At 60.3% G+C, this 20905-nt stretch carries 14 protein-coding genes; 9 read left to right on the top strand and 5 right to left on the bottom strand.

All coding sequences use genetic code 11. The features are described from left to right. The first annotated feature begins 242 nt into the window (after window positions 1-242). The 9 genes from WCO56_04790 to WCO56_04750 all read left to right on the top strand — a co-directional run bounded on the left by WCO56_04790 (window position 243) and on the right by WCO56_04750 (window position 10288). A complete protein-coding gene (locus WCO56_04790; protein MEI7728862.1) occupies window positions 243-776 on the top strand; it encodes a sigma-70 family RNA polymerase sigma factor in 534 nt (177 codons plus the stop codon). Continuing rightward, window positions 773-1231 carry a hypothetical protein gene (locus tag WCO56_04785; protein ID MEI7728861.1) on the top strand — a complete coding sequence of 153 codons (459 nt, stop codon included), beginning with the start codon at window positions 773-775 and terminating at the stop codon, window positions 1229-1231. The genes WCO56_04790 and WCO56_04785 overlap by 4 nt, the downstream gene beginning before the upstream one ends. 36 nt (window positions 1232-1267) lie before the next feature. After that, window positions 1268-1903 (top strand): periplasmic heavy metal sensor, encoded by a 636-nt coding sequence (locus WCO56_04780; protein ID MEI7728860.1) that lies wholly within the window; start codon window positions 1268-1270, stop codon window positions 1901-1903. A gap of 54 nt (window positions 1904-1957) precedes the next feature. Beyond that, window positions 1958-4507 (top strand): hypothetical protein, encoded by a 2550-nt coding sequence (locus WCO56_04775; protein ID MEI7728859.1) that lies wholly within the window; start codon window positions 1958-1960, stop codon window positions 4505-4507. A 92-nt stretch (window positions 4508-4599) separates the two neighbouring features. Further along, window positions 4600-5697 (top strand): glycosyl hydrolase, encoded by a 1098-nt coding sequence (locus tag WCO56_04770; protein ID MEI7728858.1) that lies wholly within the window; start codon window positions 4600-4602, stop codon window positions 5695-5697. Window positions 5698-5709: 12 nt separating this feature from the next. After that, window positions 5710-6678, top strand: a complete 969-nt coding sequence (locus tag WCO56_04765) for a hypothetical protein (protein MEI7728857.1) — start codon at window positions 5710-5712, stop codon at window positions 6676-6678. Window positions 6679-6882: 204 nt separating this feature from the next. After that, on the top strand, window positions 6883-8238 hold the full coding sequence (locus WCO56_04760) for an MFS transporter (GenBank protein MEI7728856.1): 1356 nt from the start codon (window positions 6883-6885) through the stop codon (window positions 8236-8238). A gap of 58 nt (window positions 8239-8296) precedes the next feature. Beyond that, window positions 8297-8500 carry an ATP-dependent helicase C-terminal domain-containing protein gene (locus tag WCO56_04755; GenBank protein ID MEI7728855.1) on the top strand — a complete coding sequence of 68 codons (204 nt, stop codon included), beginning with the start codon at window positions 8297-8299 and terminating at the stop codon, window positions 8498-8500. A 57-nt stretch (window positions 8501-8557) separates the two neighbouring features. Further along, window positions 8558-10288: a bifunctional serine/threonine-protein kinase/formylglycine-generating enzyme family protein gene (locus WCO56_04750; protein ID MEI7728854.1), complete on the top strand. Its 1731-nt coding sequence runs from the start codon at window positions 8558-8560 to the stop codon at window positions 10286-10288. A gap of 715 nt (window positions 10289-11003) precedes the next feature. On the opposite strand, the gene WCO56_04745 is transcribed toward WCO56_04750, so the two are convergent. The 5 genes from WCO56_04745 to WCO56_04725 form a co-directional block, all read right to left on the bottom strand. Next, the gene (locus WCO56_04745) at window positions 11004-11909 is read right to left on the bottom strand and encodes a transglutaminase family protein (protein MEI7728853.1); all 906 of its coding nucleotides are present in this window, start codon (window positions 11907-11909) and stop codon (window positions 11004-11006) included. After that, a complete protein-coding gene (locus tag WCO56_04740) occupies window positions 11906-14434 on the bottom strand; it encodes a circularly permuted type 2 ATP-grasp protein (GenBank protein MEI7728852.1) in 2529 nt (842 codons plus the stop codon). The genes WCO56_04745 and WCO56_04740 overlap by 4 nt, the downstream gene beginning before the upstream one ends. Window positions 14435-14542: 108 nt before the next feature. Further along, window positions 14543-17890, bottom strand: a complete 3348-nt coding sequence (locus WCO56_04735; GenBank protein MEI7728851.1) for a transglutaminase family protein — start codon at window positions 17888-17890, stop codon at window positions 14543-14545. 2 nt (window positions 17891-17892) lie between these two features. Next, entirely contained in the window at window positions 17893-18876 is a 984-nt protein-coding gene (locus tag WCO56_04730) for an alpha-E domain-containing protein (protein ID MEI7728850.1), read from the bottom strand. Continuing rightward, window positions 18869-20350: a circularly permuted type 2 ATP-grasp protein gene (locus tag WCO56_04725; GenBank protein ID MEI7728849.1), complete on the bottom strand. Its 1482-nt coding sequence runs from the start codon at window positions 20348-20350 to the stop codon at window positions 18869-18871. Before WCO56_04725 ends, WCO56_04730 begins: the two co-directional genes overlap by 8 nt. Between the last annotated feature and the right edge of the window lie 555 nt (window positions 20351-20905).

Below are 20905 nucleotides of genomic sequence, written 5' to 3'. Positions count from 1 at the left end.
TACTGTGCATGCTTCCATGCCAGTAAGCATAATCCTCACCCCTACCCCGTCAAGCGCAATCCGGTTTGTCAGGATGCCTCCAGCCTTAACTCAAACATCTGCTTTTCATTTGCAGGGTATCCGCCACCCGGTTACTGTTTTTTGGTCGTGAAACCGACCCGAAAACAAATTCTTATCAGCGATTCGCAAAAGATTTTTCGGCAACTGGTATGTCCTTTTGGAGATAACTGGTGACGTGCTCTATGCCCGACTTGAACGACCAACATCACGACCAGTTTCTCCGCCTCTTCGCGGAGCATGAGCCGGCGTTGCGCACGTTCGTTCGCTCGCTGCTGCCGTCGCGCGCCGATGCCTCGGAAGTCATGCAAGAGGTCGCGGTGGTGCTATGGCAGAAGTTCGCGACGTTTGACGCCACACGGGATTTTCGGAAGTGGGCTTTTGGGGTCGCGCGCTATGAGGTGCTGGCGCACTTGCGCGACCGGGGACGCGACCGGCATGTTTTTGATGACGCACTGGTAAACCGGCTGGCCGATGATGCAGCAGCGGCCACCCAGAGCCATGAGGCACAGCGGGAAGCGCTGGAGACCTGTCTGCAAAAGCTGCCGGAGCCACAGCGCAAGCTGGTGCTCTCAGCCTACGCCAAAGGCACACGCATGGATGAACTCGCTGCGCAACGAGGGCAGACGGCGATGTCCCTTTACAAGCTGCTGCATCGCATCCGGCAGGCGCTGCTGGAGTGCGTGCGCCGCACCATCGCGCGGGAGGAACTCACATGAACGACCACTGGCACGAACAGATTCAGCGCTATGTGAATGGGCAGGCGAGTGCGGCGGAAGCGGCCGCGCTGCAAGCGGCGCTGAAGGAGGACGCGGACCTGCGCGCCTTGTATCTCGATTACATGAACCTCGACGTGGCGCTGGATGCGGCGGCGGAGATGGTGACCATCACGGAGAACGGGACCAGCAGAACAGCGACCTTCCCGGAATTACTCGCCCGCCCGGCACCACCGTATTGGCGTTGGCTTGCTGCCACCGCGGCCTGTGTGGCATTCGTCATGCTGGTGTTGCTTCCAAGGCAGCGCGGTGCTTCGCGGGAGCACGCAGATATTGCTGCCACCATCGTTTCAACCCAAAACACCATCGCACGACTGTCCGTCGAGACGGCTTCAACGCTGCCTGCGTGGATGTCGCCGACCGCTTCGCTGCTCAATCAGCCTGACTTTCCCCAGTGACATCCCCGCAATTGACACAAAAACAACATACCTATTATGAAACTCATTACCTTCATCGCATTCCTCACCACGATCTGCACGCTGCCATCAGCAGATAAATCCGCTGCGGCGGCAGATCCTTTTGCCGGCGCCTTTTTCCCGCCGGAACTCGTCCTGCTGGCACGCGACCAGATCGGCCTGACTCAGGACCAGCGGGAGGCCTTCCGGACCCGCGTGGAGAAGACGCAACCGCGTTCCGAGGAATTGCGGAAACAACTGGAACGCGAAACGGCGGCGCTCGCGACCCTCGCGAAACGGGAACGCGTGGATGAGGCAGCGCTCGTTGTGCAACTTGACAAGGTGCTTGATTCCGAACGTGAACTGAAGCATCTCCATATCGGATTGCTGGTGGAGATCAAGAATCTGCTGACGCCAGAACAGCAGACCAAGCTGCGCGAGATCGCGAAGGATGGCGGCAAACAACTCGCGGAGGACGCGCGCAAACGGCTCACGGAAAAAGTTCAGCGCGTCCAAGAAGGCGCGAAAAAATGGTCGGATAGCGGGCGCGATCCATCGGCCATCGCCAGGACGATGGAAGAGAAGTTCAAGCCCCTGATCGAAGCGGGTAAAGTCATGGAAGCTGAGGCAGAGTTGGATCGGCTCCTCGAACAACTCCAGCAGGATACGAAATGAGCGTGTGCCGTACACGGTTGCTTCGCTAACCTCATTGTCCCCGCCATTCATCCCGTGAAAACGATACTAAAAATCGTCCTCCTTTGCCTGCTCGGCATCGTCTCCCTCAGTCTTGCGAATGCCGGAGCGGAGTCGGAGACCCGGTATCTGGCCTTTCAGATCTTCACCCGCTTCACTCCCGATCCGAACGACGCTCAGGCGCTGAGCAGCGGGATGAGGGAACCGCTCGTGCCGGGCACGGCGGCGCTTCGCAACTACGTTGAGGATATCAAACAGCGGATCGGCACGGTGGGCGATCCGCAGACGCGGCTGGCGGTGATGCTCGGGCCGCTTTGTTTTGATCAGAGCAACATTGAGATCGCCCAGTTTGTTGAAAGGGCATTTGATCTGGCCCTCGAAGCCAATATGGCCGTCGGCTTTCATGTTGATGACTCCATGTTCTGGCGGAGTCGCAAGGATCTGTGGAGCGATCCGCAGAACGTCGAGGCCCTCGACTGGGACGGGACGCCGAATACGAGCCGGCGCCTGGACTGGTCAAAGAAGCCGACCTCCGCGCCTCCGCAGATGTGTTTCAACAGCCAGGCCGTCCAGCGCGAGGTACGGCAGCGTTCGGCCGTCATCGGCAAAGCGATCCAGGCGGGCGTGAATCGGCTACAGCAACTCAAAAGGCCAGAGCTGTTCGCCGGCGTCATCGCCGGCTGGGAGACCATGATCGGGCAGGATTTCAAGACCGGCAAGTATCTCGGCTATCGCGCGCTACGCAATCGTGGCTTCACGCGCGAACACCCGCCGCAGGACATGAACGTCGAGCTGGAAAAAGTTGTCCAGGAATTCATCGAGCTATGGACGACCGGACTCACCGACGCCGGGGTTGCCCCGCAGAAAATCTACTCCCACACCGCGTTCCTCTCGCGCCGCGCTTTCACCGGCGACGACAAGAGCATCACCTACATGAAACGCCAAGGGGAGATCACGTATTCCCAGCACAATCATTTTGCGCCGCCGTCCGTGGCCTTCGGAAAGCACCATCGGCCTGGTTTTTCGACCTATCCGCAGTCCGGCCTGTTCGAGGACATCTACGAGCTGGTGGAAAAGCACCAGCAGGTGGGATGGTCCTCCAGCGAGGGGACGAACATGCAGCCCGGAACCGGTCCCGGCCAAACCGGCATGAACATGGAAACCTACCTCGCGAAGATGTTCAATCACGGCGCCACGCTGGTCAACCTCTTCTCCTGGGGCATCGGCGGCGAAGCCATGAAGAACATGAGTTATCGCGTATGCACGGAGAGCGACGAGGCCTTGCAGGCCTATCGCAAGTTTCTCAAAGGTGAGCCGCTGATCGAAGGGATGACCGTGGCCAGCCTCCATGAGCGCCTGCCTCCCAAGATCCAGAAAATCCAGAGAGAACTGCCCGCTTGGCTCCAGAAGACCGGTAATAAGGAGGCCCTGGCACTCATGAAGAAAATGCACGGGCAGATGCAGGCCAAGGACTGGCTGGAAGTGGAGAAGACTGCGGATGCCATTCTGAAGATGATGGACGGGAGCGCCCCAGCTTCCGCCTCTCCCGGCAATGCGAGCACCGCGGCACCGGCTGAGTCTGCCGAAGCGGCGCCCCAGCGGGTTGCCGCGAAGATCAGAACCGATCCGACCGACCATTTCAGCGTCTGGATTTCCAAAATGGACGGCAGCGCGCGAAAGCTGATCCTGAGCGATCCCAAACGGCAGTTGTCTCACACCCGGGTCTCGCCGGATCTGAAATGGGTCGTGTTCACCACCTATAACAATCCCGGCAAAGACGGGTTCGCCAAGGAAGATAACAATTATTTGAATGCGGAAATACGTCTTTTCAAGCTCGGCGGGACCGAACTCAAAACCATCGCCGGCCCCGTGCCTGGCGAAGTCAACGCCAACGCCAGTTTTTCCTCGGACGGGAAGCGGATCATCTTTGTGTCCACCCGCTCCGGCAAGGGCGCCTACCTCTATTGGTATGACCTCGAAACGGGGTTGACCACCCAGGTGCCCACGCCGCCTGCGTTGCACCAAATGGCAGACCCGCATGAGGTGCAGGACAAAATCATCTTCACCGCGCACCCCGGAGACAACGGCGGCCTGCAGGGCGTATGGATGATGAACCGGGATGGCTCCGAAGCCCGGCAGATTTCCTTTCCCAAAAAATCCCCGAACGCACCCGCCGAGAGTGTCGGCCAGGGAGACTATGATCCTCGCCTGTCGCCCGATGGTTCCCGCGTCAGCATTTTGCGGAATGTGGGCGGGGCCTTCCACATTGTGCTGCTCGATATCGCAACCGGCAAGGAAACGGATTTGACCGAACCTCTTTTCCCCGAAAGGAAACAAACCGCCGAAGGCGTCGCGGCGTGGTCCAGCGACGGCAAATGGCTGATCTTTCGCCATATCGCCCTGCCGCGGGAAGGCCCGCGCGGGGTCGGCATTTATATCATGAGCCCGGATGGCAGCGGGCGGAAAAAGGTTCTCCTCGCCAAAGGCGAGTTCCCTCACGTCCAGCCCGAGTTCTTTCCCGAAGGATCGGGTCCCGAAACCCGGGTGATTTACCAAACGGAGAAGAATCCGCTATTCCAATTCTAGCGGCGATCCAAAGGCAGAACCGACAGACTCGCAGGACGCCGGCCCATCCGAAAAGGCTCGCTTTGCACGTGCGCGAAAGTATCTTCCAAGACATGAAAATCAAAAACCTTATCCTTGGGCTCGCCGCAGGTATGCTCACCGGGCTGACGGCGGAGCCACCGCCATCCCAACCGCCCATCGGCGTGTATCGCGGCGTCAATGAAACCGCCAAGGTGGACGCCTTTGCCGCGTGGCTGGGCCGGCCCGTGATCTGGGGCGAGGATTTCATTGGCTCCGAATCCTGGAGCAATGTGGGCTGGCCCGTCTGGTGGCTGAAAACCTGGTCCGCGTGGGTGCATGCCCAGCCCGGCCGCCGGTTCGTTTTTGCCGTCCCACTCCTCGCCGGACCGGTGGATGGCAGCGGACCCAAGCAGGGCGACAGCGGGGTTGGGGAGCCGGTGTCACTCGAAAAAGCCGCCACCGGCGCTTACAACCACCACTTCAAACAATTTGCGGAAAACCTGCTCGCCCACCAGCTCGGCGACACAATCCTGCGGCCGGGCTGGGAGTTCAACGGCGACTGGTACACCTGGCGGGCCAAGGGCAAGGAAGCGGCGTTCGCGGAATATTGGCGCCAGATTGTCAAAACCATGCGCGCCGTGCCGGGCACCGGAAACCTGAAATTCTGCTGGAACCCCACGCTCGGCTACCAGCAATTCCCGGCGGAGAAAGCCTGGCCGGGCGCGGAGTTCGTGGATTTCATCGGCGTGGATGTTTATGATGAATCGTGGCAGGCGGATACGTATCCGTGGCCGGCCCAGGCCAGCGCGTCCGAGATCGAGGCCCGCCAGCGGAAGGTTTGGGAAAAGGAAATCTTCGGCGGCGATCACGGGCTCGCGTTCTGGAGCAAGTTCGCCCGCGAACAGGGCAAGCCGCTCGCCATTTGCGAGTGGGGCGTGAAGAACCGGCCCAGCGGTCATGGCGGCCGGGACAACCCGTATTTTGTCGAGCAGATGCACCGGTTCATCAACGACCCTGCCAACCGCGTCGCCTTCCATTGCTACTTTGATTTCAATTGCGAACCCCCGGACGGCCTTCACCAGATTTCGCCCGGCGAGAAGGGCACGTACAAAACGGACTTCCCACGCGCCGCCGCGAAGTTCAAGGAACTCTTTGGCGGACCGAATGCGCCTGCTAACCGACAAAAATAACCCAATAACATCATGCCTGCCTGCTGCCGAAACGCTCGCCGCTGGATCGCTGGCCTCCTGTTCGCCGGAGCCATTGCCTCAACCCTGTGGGCCGATGATGCGCCCAAGCAACCGCGCATCGTGGGGGATTGGTGGCAGATCGCGGGCGATCCCGACCTCGGCGAACTGACCAACCCCAAACAGCAGCCGGTGGATTTCGCTGTCTGGCCGGCGGCGGATGGCACCTGGCAGCTTTGGTCGTGCATCCGCAGCACCAAAGAGCCGGGCCATACCCGGCTGTTCTACCGCTGGGAAGGCGCGAAATTGACCGACGCCAATTGGAAACCGATGGGCGTCGCCCTGCATGCTGACCCGAAGACCGGCGAACTGGCGGGCGGTTTGCAGGCGCCCTATGTATTTAAGGCGGATGGCCACTACGCCATGTTCTACGGCGGCTGGGAAGACATCTGCTCCGCCACGAGCCAAGATGGAAAAACCTTCGCGCGCCAGTTGAACGCCGAGGGCAAAGTCACCCTGTTTCGCTCCCCGGATGCCTACGCCCAAACGCGCGACCCCATGGTCCTTCGCATCGGGGAACTCTGGTACTGCTATTACACGGCGCACACCGGCAAGGAAGGCGCCGACTTTTGCCGCACCTCGAAAGACCTCCGCACCTGGAGCGCGGCGCGCATGGTCGCGGCGGGCGGACAATCCGGCTCCGCCAATTACTCCGCCGAATGCCCGTTCGTGGTCGAACTGGAGCCGGGGCAATTCTACCTGTTCCGCACGCAGCGCTACGGCGCGAATCAGCAGACCAGCGTGTATTATTCTCGGGACCCGCTCGATTTTGGCGTGAACCACGACGAGGGCCATTTTCTCTGCCGGTTGCCGGTGGCGGCACCGGAGATTATCAAGCACGAAGGCCAGTATTACATTGCGGCGCTGCTGCCAAGTTTGAAAGGAATTCAGCTTGCACGGCTCGAATGGACAGCGCCGAAATAATTGGACTGCCGGAATCTCCGCCCCCCTTTCCCTGAACGAACTCACCCTCGGCTACACCCTGTTTCTCCCAACGCACCTGCCAATAAATCTGGTGCAAAAGGCTTTCAGCTTTGCCCGGCATTCGCGGGCTATTCATTCCTCATCCTTGCAATTATCCCTAAAATGAGGCATTTGTATCCTGCCGCCGGAACCATGGCGGCTTGAATGTCAACTGAGTCATCATCCCGGGCAACCTTTCCGCCGGGCCTGCATAATGCGTACCTGTTCGCTGTGTTTAACGCGCTGTCGTTTCAGGTCGTGTTGGGCAGTCCCATGGTGTTGTATGCCAAAACGCTGAATGCCAGCGCCACGGTGCTGGGCATCATCGCGGGCATGATGCCGCTGCTGGTGATCTTTCAAATCCCGGCCGCCCACTACGTCGCGCGCGTGGGCTACAAACGCTTTGTGTTCGCCGGCTGGGGCACCCGCGTCATGTTCATTTTCGCCATGGCGCTGGTCCCCTTCACCGGCGGATTCCTGGACGCCGGCACCCGCCTGGCCTTGATACTCATGTTACTGTTCGGGTTCAACCTCTCGCGCGGCATCTCGAGTTCGGCATGGTTGCCTTGGATTGCCGGGCTGGTGCCCGAGGCGGTGCGGGGCCGTTACCTGGCGCGGGATGCCGCGTGCGTCAGTGTGGCCAGTGTGGCGTGCGCGCTGTTGGCCGCTTTCTGCCTGGGAACCAATCCCAGTCCCTGGCAATTCGCCGTGCTGTTTGGCTTCAGCGGCCTCGCGGGTGCTGCCAGCCTGAACTTTCTTAAGCGCATGCCGGATGTGCCGGTCCCCGAGGAAGACCGGCAATCCAAGACCCAGGTGCCGTGGCTGGAAATGTCCCGCCATCAGCCGTTCCGCCGCCTGCTTTGGGAAGCCATGGCGTGGGCCGTGGTCTATGGCGGCATCCAGGCGTTCACCGTCGCTTTTCTGAAGTCCGAGACAGCGCTCGCCGAAGGCCAGATTCTTTTCCTCAGCGCAGTCTTTTACTGTGGCGGCCTGGGCAGCCTCTGGTTTCTGGGCTCGCGGCTGGATTCCCTGGGCAGCAAGCCGGTGCTGTCGTTCAGCTTTCTGATCTGGCTGGTGCTGCTGGCGGGCTGGGTGGCCCTGGCGGGCGGTTACTTTAAAGCCACTTGGTCCCTGCTGTTGGGGTTGCACTTCTTCATGGGCCTGTTTTCCGCATTGGTGCAAATGTCCAACACGCGCCTCGCCATGGCGGTATCCCCGGTAATGGGGCGCAGCCATTTCTTTGCGATTTATTCCGTAACCACCAGCCTGGCGCTGGGCACCGCGCCAGTGGGATGGGGCATGCTGATTGACGCCCTGGGCCAGCGTGATTACTTATGGCTGAACCTGCATTGGACCCGGTTCACCCTCTTTTTCGCCGCCATCGCCGTGGTCATGTTCATCGCCCTGATCCTATCTCGGCGGCTGGAGGAACCGAAAGCGGTGAATATGGAGGCGCTACTGCGCGAAATCTTGATTCAATCCCCGCAACGCGTCTGGTTCCGGCTATGGCCGAGAGGCTGACGCGGTGATGGCCACCGTGCCTTTGAAATCTGTGATTTGGGATTAGAACGGAAACCGGGTGGCAGACGAGGCGAACGAATGCTTTGCGCGCAAGGATCACCCGTGCCTCGGCGAAGGCCGCGTGCCGGTGAAACTCTGGCTCTGCACCCCCGACGGCAAACGCCTGGAAGCCACCCGCGGTTGGCCCGCCTTCCGCGCCAACCAATACCCCAAGCCCCGCCGCGCCTTGCAGCAGAAATACCCCGGTAATACTTGGGTGTAGGGCATCCGGGCACGCTTTTTCCTTCCCTCCTGCCGCCGCCGCCTTTACCTTCCCGGCATGGCAAGCCAGATTGGTAATTCAAACATTGCGCCCGGCCAAAAGGTCGGGGCGGGGCGCTTTACCCTGATCCGTCCCCTCGGTGCAGGCGGCATGGGGCAGGTCTGGCTGGCGCAGGATGAGGAGTTGAGCAAGGAAGTGGCCTTGAAGTTCCTGTCCGCCGAGGTCTCCAACAATCCGGAAGCGCTGCGCGGTATGCGCAATGAAGTAGCCAAAGCCCAAGCGTTAACCCATGTCAACATTGTCCGGATCCATGATTTGCATAAGCCTGCGGGTGAAACCGGTTTCATCTCTATGGAATACGTGGAGGGGAAATCCCTCCATGCCTTATTGGTGGAACAACCACAGGAATTGTTTACATGGGAGAAGTTGCGCCCCTGGGTGCAGCAGTTGTGCGATGGGCTTGCTCACGCTCACAGCCAAGGAGTGGTTCACCGGGACTTGAAACCGGCAAACCTGCTGGTGGATGCCACGGGCGCGCTCAAGCTGGTGGATTTCGGGATCGCGGCCACGGGCGTCAAAGGCAGTGGCGGCACCACCGGGCTGACCGAGCGACGGCAGATCCTCGGCACCCCGTGGTACATGAGCCCGCAGCAATTGGATGGAAAACCCGCCGAACCAGTGGATGATATCTATTCCCTGGGGGCGACGTTGTACCAACTACTGACTGGTGAGACGCCTTACACGGCGCATCCGGGAGCGATGAAGGCGATCCTGGAGACAGAAGTGGTGAAGCCCATCCCGGAGCGGTTGCGGGAGTTGAAGCGGGAGGCAGTGGTGCCCTTGCCAGTGACACAGACGGTGATGGCGTGCTTGGAAAAGGAACCGGGGAAGCGGCCGCCGAGTGCCAAAGCGGTATGGGAAGGACTGTCACCAGATGAAGCCAAAGCCGGGAAGTCAGTTTGGAATTGGAAGGTTGGCCTGGTGGCGGTGGCATTATTGATTGTCGGGGCATGGTTGGCGGGTGTGCTTAAATCTTCACAACCCTCGGAAAAAAATTTTGGCGATAGTGTTAATCAACCGACCAAAGCGTTTCTGTCGGCGAGTAAAGATCATCCTTGGACGAATAGCCTGGGCATGCCATTTGCGCCGGTGCCGGGGACGAAGGTGTTGTTTGGCATCTGGGTTGTGCGGGTGCAGGATTATCAAAAGTATGCCGAGGCAAATCCAAGTGTGGACAGTTCGTGGAAGAGTCTCCGCTTTGCCCAGGATGGCATCCATCCGGTGGTGAAGGTAAGCTGGAACGACGCCAAGGCATTTTGTGCTTGGCTGACCAAGAAGGAGCAAAGAGAAGGGAAGTTGGCAGCGGGACAGGAATACCGGCTGCCGACGGATGCAGAGTGGAGCTATGCGGTGGGGATTGGGGATAAGGAAGAGAACGGTACTCCGGGCAGCAAGGACGGTAGGCTCCCAAGTATTTATCCTTGGGGGACGCAATGGCCGCCGCCGAAGGGGGCGGGGAACTATGCTAAGTTGAACGTGGATGATTTTGAATACACCTCACCAGTCGGGAGCTTTCAAGCCAATCAATTTGGCCTGTATGATATGGGAGGGAATGTTTGGCAGTGGTGCGAGGATTATTCTAATGGCCAAAGTGGCTCCCGGGTGATGCGTGGGGCGTCGTGGATTAGCAGGCGTCCCGGCGATCTGCCCTCCTCGCGCCGTATCAACTTCACGCCTGCTTATCGGTACTACGATGTCGGTTTTCGGGTGGTGGTGGCGGGACCATAATTTCGGATTGCGGAACCCCCGAATTCGGAATGCGGAATGCGGATTGCGGAATGGCCGTGAGGCGGTTTGACGTCGCGGCAGTTTCATCCAGAAGCAGGGCAGGGATGCGCTGGCACCCGCTTCGGGGTGCGTCGTGCATGCTGCGGTTTTCCGGTGGTCGCGCCCCGTGCCCCTCGCGACCGACCGACTACAAGCTGTCAATCCTTTCGGATTGAGGGAATCCCATCCAGCGCTGGATTAGGCGGGGGGACGTTTTTTGGAGTGCGTGCGGCAAGGCGGGGGTGGAGGGGGGCCGCGACGCCGCTTTGGATGGATGCGCCAACCCGCCTGTGGCAGCCCAAACTACCATTTCTGAACCCGTGTCGCATGGCGGCGGCGGAACCCTCGAATTCGGAATGCGGATTGCGGATTGCGGAATACCGGTTGAAATTCAAAGCGGTGTCGCCTGCCGCCCCTTTTCCCCCGGCAGTTGCCACCGCACTCCAAAATTTTTCGCCGTCCCCAATTGCCGCAACCGCCTACGGGGTTGCCCAGTCATGGTGCGCGAGATTCCCATGGTAGGCGCGGCCCCCATTGGCCCTTGCCGCACCAACCATGGTCTCCGGTGACGCAATCCTGTTCAGGATTGGCGCGCTGCTTGCGGGGTTATCCCAAAGGATAACGGCATGGAAGGCCCGGGTTGGTTGCGTGGGGGAAACGGGGATGGGTCTATCGCTCACCCACTCGACCAGGAGATGGTGTCGAGCGGGATGACGTCCACGCCCACTTTGAGGGTGTGATGGCCGCCTCCAAGGATGACGCCGCGGATGGGGCTCACGTCGCTGAAATCGCGGCCCCAGCCCAGGGTGATGTGGCGCAGGCTGGGCAGCACGTTGTTGGTGGGGTCCAGATCCGTCCAGCCAAGGCCGGGGCAGAAGAAGGCCACCCAGGCGTGGGAGGCATCCGCCCCGATGAGGCGCGGTTGGTTGACCGGCGGCAGGGTTTCCAGGTAGCCGCTGACGTAGCGGGCGGGAATGCCCATGGCCCGGAAGCAGGCAATCTGGATGTGGGCAAAGTCCTGGCAGACGCCCCGGCGCTGCTGGAAGACTTGCTGGAGGGGGGTGGCGACGGTGGTGGCTTTGGCGTCGAATTTGAAATCGGCATGAATGCGCCGGGTCAGGTCCAGCGCCGCTTCGAGCATCGGGCGGTTCGGGGTGAAGGAGGCCGCCGCATAGTCCGCATAGCCGCGATGCACCTGCACCAGCGGCGAGTTGTACACGAACTCGGTGGCTTCCAGGGAGCGGCCGGTATGGTCGCCGTTGCAGAGGCGGCGCACGGTTTCCCACGGAGGGGTTTCCGCCGGGTCTGGGATGGAGGCCGGGCCCACGGCGACGGTGCTTTGGGCGATGACGGTGAATTCGCTATGGACGCTTTCCTGCGTGATGAAGGTGACGCGGTTGCCAAAGTAATCGGTATGCGTGGCGGTGACGGTGGGGGTGGGATCGAGTTCGATGAAGTGGGAGAGGCAGCGCTGGCGGTTGAGTTCGCGCGGCGTCAGGCGCAGGAGATGATGCGACAGGGCCACCGCGCCCTCGTAACGGTAGGTGGTGACGTGCTTGATCTCGAAGAGTTGTTGTTTCATCCGGAGCTGCTCAGCGATTGGGTGTGGCTGAAGTAATGGTGGGTGAGCTGGTCGGAGACGCCGGAGAGTTGGCTGGCCCAATTCGTCAACAACGCTTCCAAGGGCGCCATCATGGCCTCCTGCCGGGCGTGGGCGAGCGGGCGGAAATCCACGGTGGCAATGGCGGAGCGGAGCTGCGCCAGCCGCGTGAGTTCCGAACCAGCCGTGCCGTGCTCCGTCTCGTGGGGGAGGTTGGCGCAGTGGTCGCGCAGGGCTTCGAGTTGGAACGCCAGCGAGCGCGGATTGGTTTCGTCGGAAAGCAGCAGGTGCAGGACGCCGGGCAGTTGGGCCTCGGCATAATAGCGGCGGCGATACGTCATGGAGCTGTCGGAAATGGCCAGCAGCAATTCCAGCATGGGCGGCAGCGGCAGCTCGGGAGCGAGGGCGGCGCGCAGCAGGCGGACGAGGTGGACGCCGCGTTCGAGGCGGCGGCCAAAATCCAGGAACCGCCAGCCGTGGCCGCGCGTCATGTTTTCCATTTCCATGCCGCTGAGGGCGGCCAGGCCGAGAATGAGGGTGTCCAATTGCGCCTGCGCATTGACCAGCGGCAGGCGGCCCGGGCGCGGCTTGGCGTCCATTTGCAGCCGGGCGAGAATCCGCCAGGTATCGGCGGAGAACCGGTCGCGCACGATCCAGGCGGTGGTCTGGATGTGTTGCAGCAACGGCTTCACGCCGGCGGGTGTTTCGGGATCGTAGATCAGGCGCAGGACTTCATTGGTCAGCGCGTGGCCGGGCGTGTTGCCCGCCAGTTCCGTGGGGACCAAATGATAACCGGCCAGAAACCGTGCGAAGCAGGATTGGCCGGTGCGCGTTTCGCCCGAGGATTCCGCCGTGAGCCGGTTCGCCATACTGCGCAGTACGCGCAGCAGGTTTTCCAGACGTTCGGTGTAACGCCCCAGCCAAAAGAGGTTGTCCGCCACGCGGCTGGGCAGGCCGCTGAAGGTTTTCTCCGCGACTTCCGCGCCCGTCAGCACCGCCGGCGAGGACGACAACGGCAGGGGAGCATCCGCCAGCACCCAGGTGTCTTTGCTGCCGCCCCCTTGATGCATGGCCACCGGATCATCGTTCAAGGAATTCGGCACCCGCGTCAGGCCGCCGGGCAGCACCACAAACTGCCCCTCTTGCGGGCCGGCCACCGCAAAGATACGCATCACCACCGGGCGGGATTCACAATGCTGGTTCACCAGCACCGGGGCGTGCGAGGGGCGCACCAGTTCCTGGGCTACAAAGTCGTGGGGGCGCGCCTTCAAAGCCTGTTCCAGCGCGGCCCGTTCCCGCCGGCTCATTTCGGCGGGGATGAAGGATTTTTGCGAGGGGGATCCAAACGCGGGTTTGATGATCAACTGGTCGAGCCGTTCAAACACGTACGCGCGCTCCCGGGGTTGACCGCACCACCAGGTGGCCACCGAGGGCAACGCCAGTTCCGCCCCCATGACATGGCGGCAGAGCGTGGGCAAGAAGGCCATGAACGCGGGGCTTTCCAGCAGGCCGGAGCCCAGGGGATTCGCCAGCGCCACATTGCCCGCGCGCGCGGCCTGCACCAGACCGGAGACCCCCAGGAACGAGTCGTCGCGCAGTTCGAGTGGGTCGCAGAACGCGTCATCCACCCGGCGCACGATCACGTCCACCGGTTGCAACCCTTCGAGGGTTTTGATGAACACCCGGCTGTCGCGCACCGTCAGATCGCCCCCTTCCACCAACGGAAACCCGAGGTGCCGGGCGAGGAACGCATGTTCAAAATAGGCGGCGCTGTGCGGACCGGGACTGAGCAACACGATGTTGGGATTATCCTGGTTGCGCGGCGCGAGGCTGCGCAGCGCATCCCGCTCGGCGCGGAAAAACGCCCCTAGCGGACGCACCCCGCAATCCCGCAGGACCTCCGGGATCACCCGGGACAGGACGGTCCGGTTTTCCAGCGCGTAGCCGGCCCCGAGCAGCGATTGGGTGCGATCCGCCAGCACCCACCACTGACCATCCGCCGAACGCGCGAGATCCGCCGCATAGAAGGGCATGAACATACCCCGTGGCACTTTCATGCCATGGCAGGGGCGTAAATACGCGGGATTATTGTACACCAGTGCCGGCGGGAAAAAACCATCGCGCAGATGCCACTGAAAGTCGTACAGGTCCGCCAGGATGTGGTTGAACAGAACCGCCCGCTGGAGGATCGCAGATTCCAGTTGCTGCCATTCGGAAGCGGAGATGATTAGCGGAGCCAGATCCAGTTCCCATGGGCGGGACATGCCTTGCGGATCGCCATGAACATTGTACGTGATCCCGTGCTCGCGGATAATGCGGCGGGCATTTTCCCAGCGCACAGTCAGTTCCTCGTGGCCCAGGTGATTCAGCCAGATGTCAAACTTTTGCCAGTGGGGACGCAAGCGGCCGCCGGACTCCACCATTTCATCGAACACGCCGGAGTGGCCGGAATGGCACACCGGGCACTCCGCGGCGCAAGGTTCGGTACTGGCGGTAAAATCGTTCATCAAATGTTCGGAGGCAAAATAGCCCGGGAACGGGGAAAACGCCAGCGTGGCGGAGGTGAAATAATTCCGAAATCCGCCATCCGAATTTCGGGATTAATCCTCATGTGGTTAGCTCTCCCGGCGCAGATCGAGTGTGAAGGGGAACAGCTTGTTGGCTTCGCCCGGTGGCAATTTCATGGTCGAGGGGGTATGTCCCATTGCGAAGAAGCGCGCCAGCCGGCGGCTCTCGGCCTCATAGGCGTTGACGGGCAGTTGGACGTAATTCCGTCCCGCCGGGTGCGCCACGTGGTAGGTGCAGCCGCCAATAGAGCGGTCATTCCAGGTGTCCACCAAGTCAAAGACCAGCGGGGCATGCACGCCGATGTTGGGCTGCAAACATTCGGGCGGTTGCCAGGCACGGAAACGGATGCCGGCGACAAATTCGCCCTCCGTCCCGGTGGGATGCAGCGGCACGCGCCGGCCGTTGCAGGCGACCACGTGGCGGGAATCCGTCATGCCGCGCACTTTGATTTGCAGCCGTTCGAGGGAGGAATCCACGCAGCGAACGGTGCCGCCGGGTTGGCCTTGTTCCCCCAGCACGTGCCATGGCTCCAACGCCTGGCGCAGTTCCAGGGAAACGCCCCGGCGGTTGATCGTGCCATAATGCGGAAACCGAAACTCAAAATGCGGATCAAACCAAGCCCGTTGCAGCGGGTAACCCGCGCGTTGCAGGTCGGCGGTGATATCCTGAAAATCTTCCGCCACGAAGTGCGGCAGCATGAAGCGGTCATGCAACTGGGTGCCCCAGCGCACCAGCGGCCGGGTGTAGGGTTCCCGCCAGAACCAGGCGACCAGCGAACGCAGCAACAGGTGCTGCGCCAGGCTCATGCGGGCGTGCGGCGGCATTTCATAGGAGCGCAGTTCCACCAGCCCGAGCCGGCCCGTGGATGACTCCGGCGAGTACAGCTTATCAATGCAGAACTCCGTGCGGTGCGTGTTGCCGGTGGCATCAATCAGCAGGTTGCGAAATAGGCGGTCCACCAGCCAGGGCGGCACCTCACCGTGTTCCGGCACCTGCTGGAAGGCGACTTCCAGCTCATAGAGCGAATCGTGGCGCGCCTCATCCACCCGGGGATGCTGGCTGGTGGGGCCGATGAATAATCCGCTGAACAAATACGAGAGCGACGGATGGTTCTGCCAGTATCCTAGCAGACTGCGCAACAGATCTGGCCGGCGCAGGATGGGGCTGTCGATCGGCGTCTGGCCGCCCAGAATGATGTGGTTGCCGCCGCCCGTGCCCACGTGCCGGCCATCCATCATGAATTTTTCCGTACCCAAGCGCGATTGCCGGGCTTCCTCGTAGAGGGTGGTGGTGTTAAAAACCAGTTCATCCCAACTGCGCGCCGGGTGCAGGTTCACCTCGATGACCCCCGGATCCGGCGTGACCCGAAGCAGGTTCAAACGCTGATCATGCGGCGGCTTTTCACCTTCGATCACCACGGGCAGTTGCAGTTCTGAGGCGGTCTGCTCGATGGCGTTGATCAAGTTCAGGTACGTCTCCGTATTGTCGACTGGCGGCATGAAAATGTGGAGTCGCCCTTCGCGCGGTTCAACGCATAAGGCGGTGCGCACAATCCAATGGGCAGATTGTTGCTGCGCCGGCGGACGGGTGGCGAAGTCCAGCATGGGATTGCCGTGCTCGCGTCCGTGCGAATTGTTTCGGAGGAACGCCTGGGTGTGGCTGACGGCTTCCGGTTGGCGATAGCGCGCCCGCATTTCCTCGATGGATGGCAGCGGCGGCAGTTTCACCGTCGGGTCGGTCGGAATCACGTACGGAAGATCCTCGGCGGCAACCCAGGGAATGGAATCCAAGGGCAACCGCAACCCCATGGCGGAGTCGCCCGGCGTCAGGAAAAGATGCTCGCGCCGCAAAAACCACGGGCCGGAGAGCCAGCCGGAATCCGTATATTCACAGCGTTGCAGCGGCAGCGCGTAGCCCACAATGTGTCCCAGGCCCTGACCGAAAATCCGGGCCAATCGCTCCCGCTCTTCCGGTTCGTCCAGATTCGCTTTTAACGGGTCCACATTGGCAGGCAACCGGCGCTCCCGCCATAGATAATACCAGGCATCCTCATACGCCGGCATGATGTAATCCGACTTCACTTCCAGTACCCCTGCCAGGTGGGCGATGAAGTGCTGGGCTTCCGTCGCCGAGTGGCCGTACGATTTGTCATCCAAAGCAAACAGCCGGTCATCCTGCCAGATGGGGCGGCCATCCTTGCGCCAGTAACAGGACAAAGCCCAGCGCGGCAGGGATTCACCGGGATACCATTTGCCCTGCCCGTAATGCAATAGTCCGCCGGGCGCAAAGCGATCTTTCAAACGACGCATCAGTCCGCCGGAGAGTTTCCGCTTTTCCGGGCCTACGGCGGTAAAGTTCCATTCCTCCCCATCCATGTTATCAATTGAAATGAAGGTGGGCTCTCCCCCCATGGTCAGCCGGACATCATTGCGGACCAACTGTGCGTCAATTTCATGTCCTAACGACTCGATCGCGCGCCATTGATCATCCGTATAAGGCTTGGTCACCCGCGGGGACTCATGAATGCGGGTGACTTTCATCTCATGCGCAAAGGTGGACTCGCACTCATCCACCGCCCCCGTGATGGCGGCAGCGCTGGAGGGCTCCGGCGAGCACGCCAGCGGAATGTGGCCTTCACCCGCCAGCAATCCAGAGGTGGGGTCCAGCCCGATCCAGCCGGCACCGGGCAGAAACACTTCGCACCAGGCATGCAGGTCGGTGAAGTCCTGCTCGGCGCCGGAAGGACCATCCAGCGATTTAACATCCGGTTTCAACTGGATCAGGTAACCGGAGGCAAACCGCGCGGCCAGCCCAAGATGGCGCAGAATCTGCACCAGCAGCCAGGCGGAGTCGCGGCAAGCGCCTGATTTCGAGGCCAGCGTTTCCTCCGGCGTTTGCACGCCGGGTTCGAGTCGAATCAGGTATTTCAACTCGCTCCACAGGCGCTGATTTAGGCCGACCAGGAAGTCCACAGTATGCTGCCCGTTGGGTTTCACCGTCGTCAGGTATTGCTCCATCAACGGGCCTGGTGGTGCCGACGCGAGGAAGGGCGTTAGCTCCCGCTTTAAACCGGGCTCATAGGTAAATGGAAACGCCTCGGCCGCCGGTTCGACAAAGAAATCGAACGGATTATAGATCGCCATTTCGGCGACCAGGTCCACCTCCACCACCAGCTCCGTGGTTTTCTCCGGGATCACCATGCGCGCCTGATAATTGCTGAACGGATCTTGCTGCCAGTTCAGGAAGTGCTCCTGCGGCTGCAATTTGAGCGAGTAGCTCAAGATGGGTGTGCGGCAATGCGGCGCGGGCCGCAGCCGGATCAGATGTGGCGAGAGTGATACCGGACGGTCATAGCTGTAACGCGAACGGTGATGCAGGGCAACGTGAATGGACATGATTATTTCTTTTCCAAGGCTGACCGCCGATTGGTGGCGGGCATTTTGCGGGCAAAGAAGGTTTCAAACACCCCCACGTCCACGCGGTTAATTTTGCTTTGTAATTCGTCCAGATATTCGTGCAGGCCACTATTGATAATGTCGTCCACCTGCGCGTACGCCAGATCCGAGGTGAGTTGCCCCAGCAGTTTTTCCGGGGCGGTGCGGAAGCTGCCCATGGGGGTGCCGGAGATGGCATGCAGCGAGTTGCGGGCGGTGTCCATGCAGAAACGGATGGCCCGTGGAAATTCATGATCCAGCAACAAAAACTCCACGATGCCACGCGGCGAAAGCCGTCCGTGGCGCTTGCGATACATTTCGAACGCGCTGGCCGAGCGCAGCACCGCCGCCCACTGCACATCGTCAAACGGCGAACCCACATCCGCTGCGGAGCGCAGGAGGATGAAATATTTGACATCCAACATGCGCGATGTTTTATCCGCGCGCTCCAGCTTGCGTCCCAGGCGGCCAAAATGCCACGCCTCACCATGGGTCATGGTGGCGTCGGTGATGCCGCAGAAGAGATGGCTCTGATGCTTCACCGCCGTGAAGAAATCGTGCGGGTTCGCGCGCCACTTGCCGTAATTTTCGGCGTCCCGCAACATCAGGTAAAACGTGTTGAGCTGTTCCCACATCTCCGAGGAGATGATTTCCCGGATCGAGCGCGCGTTTTCCCGGGCGCTGCTGATGCAGGACATGATGGAGTTGCCATTCTCCGAGTCAAAGGTGAGAAACTGAGTGACCGTCTTTTCAGTGGGTTGTCCAAAACGCTTGGCGAACTCTTCATGGTCACCCGTGGTGTTGACCAATGGCTGCCATTGCTGTCCCTCACCGCTCTGGGAGTCCAGCATCAGGTTCAAATTGACATCCACGAACCGCGCCACGCTTTCCGCGCGTTCTACGTAGCGGTTCATCCAGTATAGACTATCGGCGACGCGACTAAGCATGGAGCACCTCCGGTTCCAGCGCTTCCTTTTCCACCACCGGTGAATCGGCCAGCACCCAGGTATCCTTGCTGCCTCCGCCCTGGGAGGAGTTCACCACCAGGGAACCTTTCTTGAGCGCCACGCGGGTCAAGCCGCCTGGCAGCACGAAAATGCCTTTGCCATAAAGGATGTAGGGGCGTAAATCCACATGCCGCCCTTCGAGCCTGCCATCGCACAAGGTGGGCACCCGTGAAAGTGCCAACGTGGGCTGGGCAATGTAGTTGCGTGGATTGGCGGTCACTCGAGTTGCAAATTCCGAACGTTGTTCGGCGGTGGAATGCGGTCCCACCAACATGCCATAGCCGCCGGATTCATTGGCGGCCTTGACCACCAGTTGATCCAGATGTTCCAGCGTGTATTTCAGTTCTGGCTCTTCCGCGCAAATGTAGGTGGGCACATTGGGGATAATCGCGTCCTGGCCCAGGTAATACTTGATCACTCGTGGCACATAGGCATAGACCACCTTATCATCCGCCACCCCCGTGCCCGGCGCGTTGGCCAACGCCACGTTGCCTGCTTGATACACCTTCATTAATCCCGGCACGCCGATCATGGAATCCTCCCGGAAGGCTTCCGGGTCCAGGAAGTCATCATCAATGCGGCGGTAAATCACATCCACGCGCTCGAATCCCTTCGTGGTGCGCATCCAGACGTAATTATCCGCCACCACCAAGTCGCTGCCTTCCACCAGTTCCACCCCCATTTGTTGAGCCAGGAATGCGTGTTCAAAGTACGCGGAATTGTAAACGCCCGGCGTCAGCAACACCACCCGGGGCTGCGCGGTCTCCTCCGGTGCCAGGTACTCCAGCATGTCCCGCAATTGGTTGGGATAACTGGATACAGGCCGGATTTTGGAAGCCGCGAAGACCTGTGGAAACAAACTCTTCATGAGCCGCCGGTTTTCCAGCACATAGGAAACGCCAGAGGGGCAGCGCAGGTTGTCTTCGAGTACGTAAATAATTCCATCGCTGTGACGCACGAGGTCGGTACCGGTAATGTGCATCCAGATGCCGTGGGGCGGGTTCATGCCCATGCATTGCTGCCGGTACCCTTTGGACGAGGCAATGATCTCTTCCGGAACGACCTTGTCCTTGATGATCTTGCGATCGTGGTACAAATCGTCAATGAACAGATTGAGCGCCTCGATGCGTTGCTTTAAGCCGCGCTCAATGCGGCTCCATTCGGTGGCGGGTAAAATCCGTGGGATCAGATCAAACGGTAATGTTTTCTCCACGCCTTGGGCAGCACCATAGACGTTAAACGTGATACCCGACTGGATCAGCGCCCGATCCGCCGCGCGCTGCCGCAAGCCCAATTCGCCATCCTCCATGGAGGCGATATTCCTGGCCAGATGCTTTGCTGCGGCGCGGGGGGTCCCGTCCTCGCCGAACATCTCATCATGAAAGACACCAATGTCATATTCGTTCAAATTCATAACCTTGCAATGGGCAAAACCCAGCCACTACTGACCAGGCTATGAGGGCTTAAGCAAGGAAGATGCCAACAGCATCCTTTATGGTATTCTTAACGAAGACTTCTTTTCAAATGGCGCTAAGAAAACCATCCAGAATGACAGTATTATGTCGGAAACACTTGGAAAACCACGGGTTTGAAGCAGAAACGACGCAATTTACCATTCGTACCCGAAAAAACAAAACCCACATTTTCGTAGATAAATTTTTCACCATGCTGTGCCAAAGATTAGGTTGGTGGTGTTTTTTGACCAGCCTGTGCATAATTGCGCGCAATGACCTGTAGCAGGTTTATCCTGTTACAAGCCAAACGTGAACCGTCGTTAACGAAAGGGATTCAATGCTTGGATAGGCGTAGAAGAACGAGCTTGAACAACAGCGCGGCGACAACTAAACACCGTAGCCGTAATTAACGGCCCACGACTTCCCATTGACCACGCCGCCGCGTTTGCTATGCTTCGCACATGCCACTTTCGTGGAATGAGATTCGACACCGCGCCATCGCCTTTGCCAACGAG

It is taken from the genome of Verrucomicrobiota bacterium (assembly GCA_037139415.1).
Lineage (GTDB): Bacteria > Verrucomicrobiota > Verrucomicrobiia > Limisphaerales > Fontisphaeraceae > JBAXGN01.
This window is presented reverse-complemented; position numbering and strand designations above follow the sequence as displayed.

Bases quoted from the DNA above. Each gene is read 5' to 3' on its own strand.
- WCO56_04790 (MEI7728862.1), top strand. From the start codon at position 243: ATGCCCGACTTGAACGACCAACATCACGACCAGTTTCTCCGCCTCTTC.
- WCO56_04785 (MEI7728861.1), top strand. From the start codon at position 773: ATGAACGACCACTGGCACGAACAGATTCAGCGCTATGTGAATGGGCAG.
- WCO56_04780 (MEI7728860.1), top strand. From the start codon at position 1,268: ATGAAACTCATTACCTTCATCGCATTCCTCACCACGATCTGCACGCTG.
- WCO56_04770 (MEI7728858.1), top strand. From the start codon at position 4,600: ATGAAAATCAAAAACCTTATCCTTGGGCTCGCCGCAGGTATGCTCACC.
- WCO56_04765 (MEI7728857.1), top strand. From the start codon at position 5,710: ATGCCTGCCTGCTGCCGAAACGCTCGCCGCTGGATCGCTGGCCTCCTG.
- WCO56_04760 (MEI7728856.1), top strand. From the start codon at position 6,883: ATGTCAACTGAGTCATCATCCCGGGCAACCTTTCCGCCGGGCCTGCAT.
- WCO56_04750 (MEI7728854.1), top strand. From the start codon at position 8,558: ATGGCAAGCCAGATTGGTAATTCAAACATTGCGCCCGGCCAAAAGGTC.
- WCO56_04745 (MEI7728853.1), bottom strand. From the start codon at position 11,909: ATGAAACAACAACTCTTCGAGATCAAGCACGTCACCACCTACCGTTAC.
- WCO56_04740 (MEI7728852.1), bottom strand. From the start codon at position 14,434: ATGAACGATTTTACCGCCAGTACCGAACCTTGCGCCGCGGAGTGCCCG.
- WCO56_04735 (MEI7728851.1), bottom strand. From the start codon at position 17,890: ATGTCCATTCACGTTGCCCTGCATCACCGTTCGCGTTACAGCTATGAC.
- WCO56_04730 (MEI7728850.1), bottom strand. From the start codon at position 18,876: ATGCTTAGTCGCGTCGCCGATAGTCTATACTGGATGAACCGCTACGTA.
- WCO56_04725 (MEI7728849.1), bottom strand. From the start codon at position 20,350: ATGAATTTGAACGAATATGACATTGGTGTCTTTCATGATGAGATGTTC.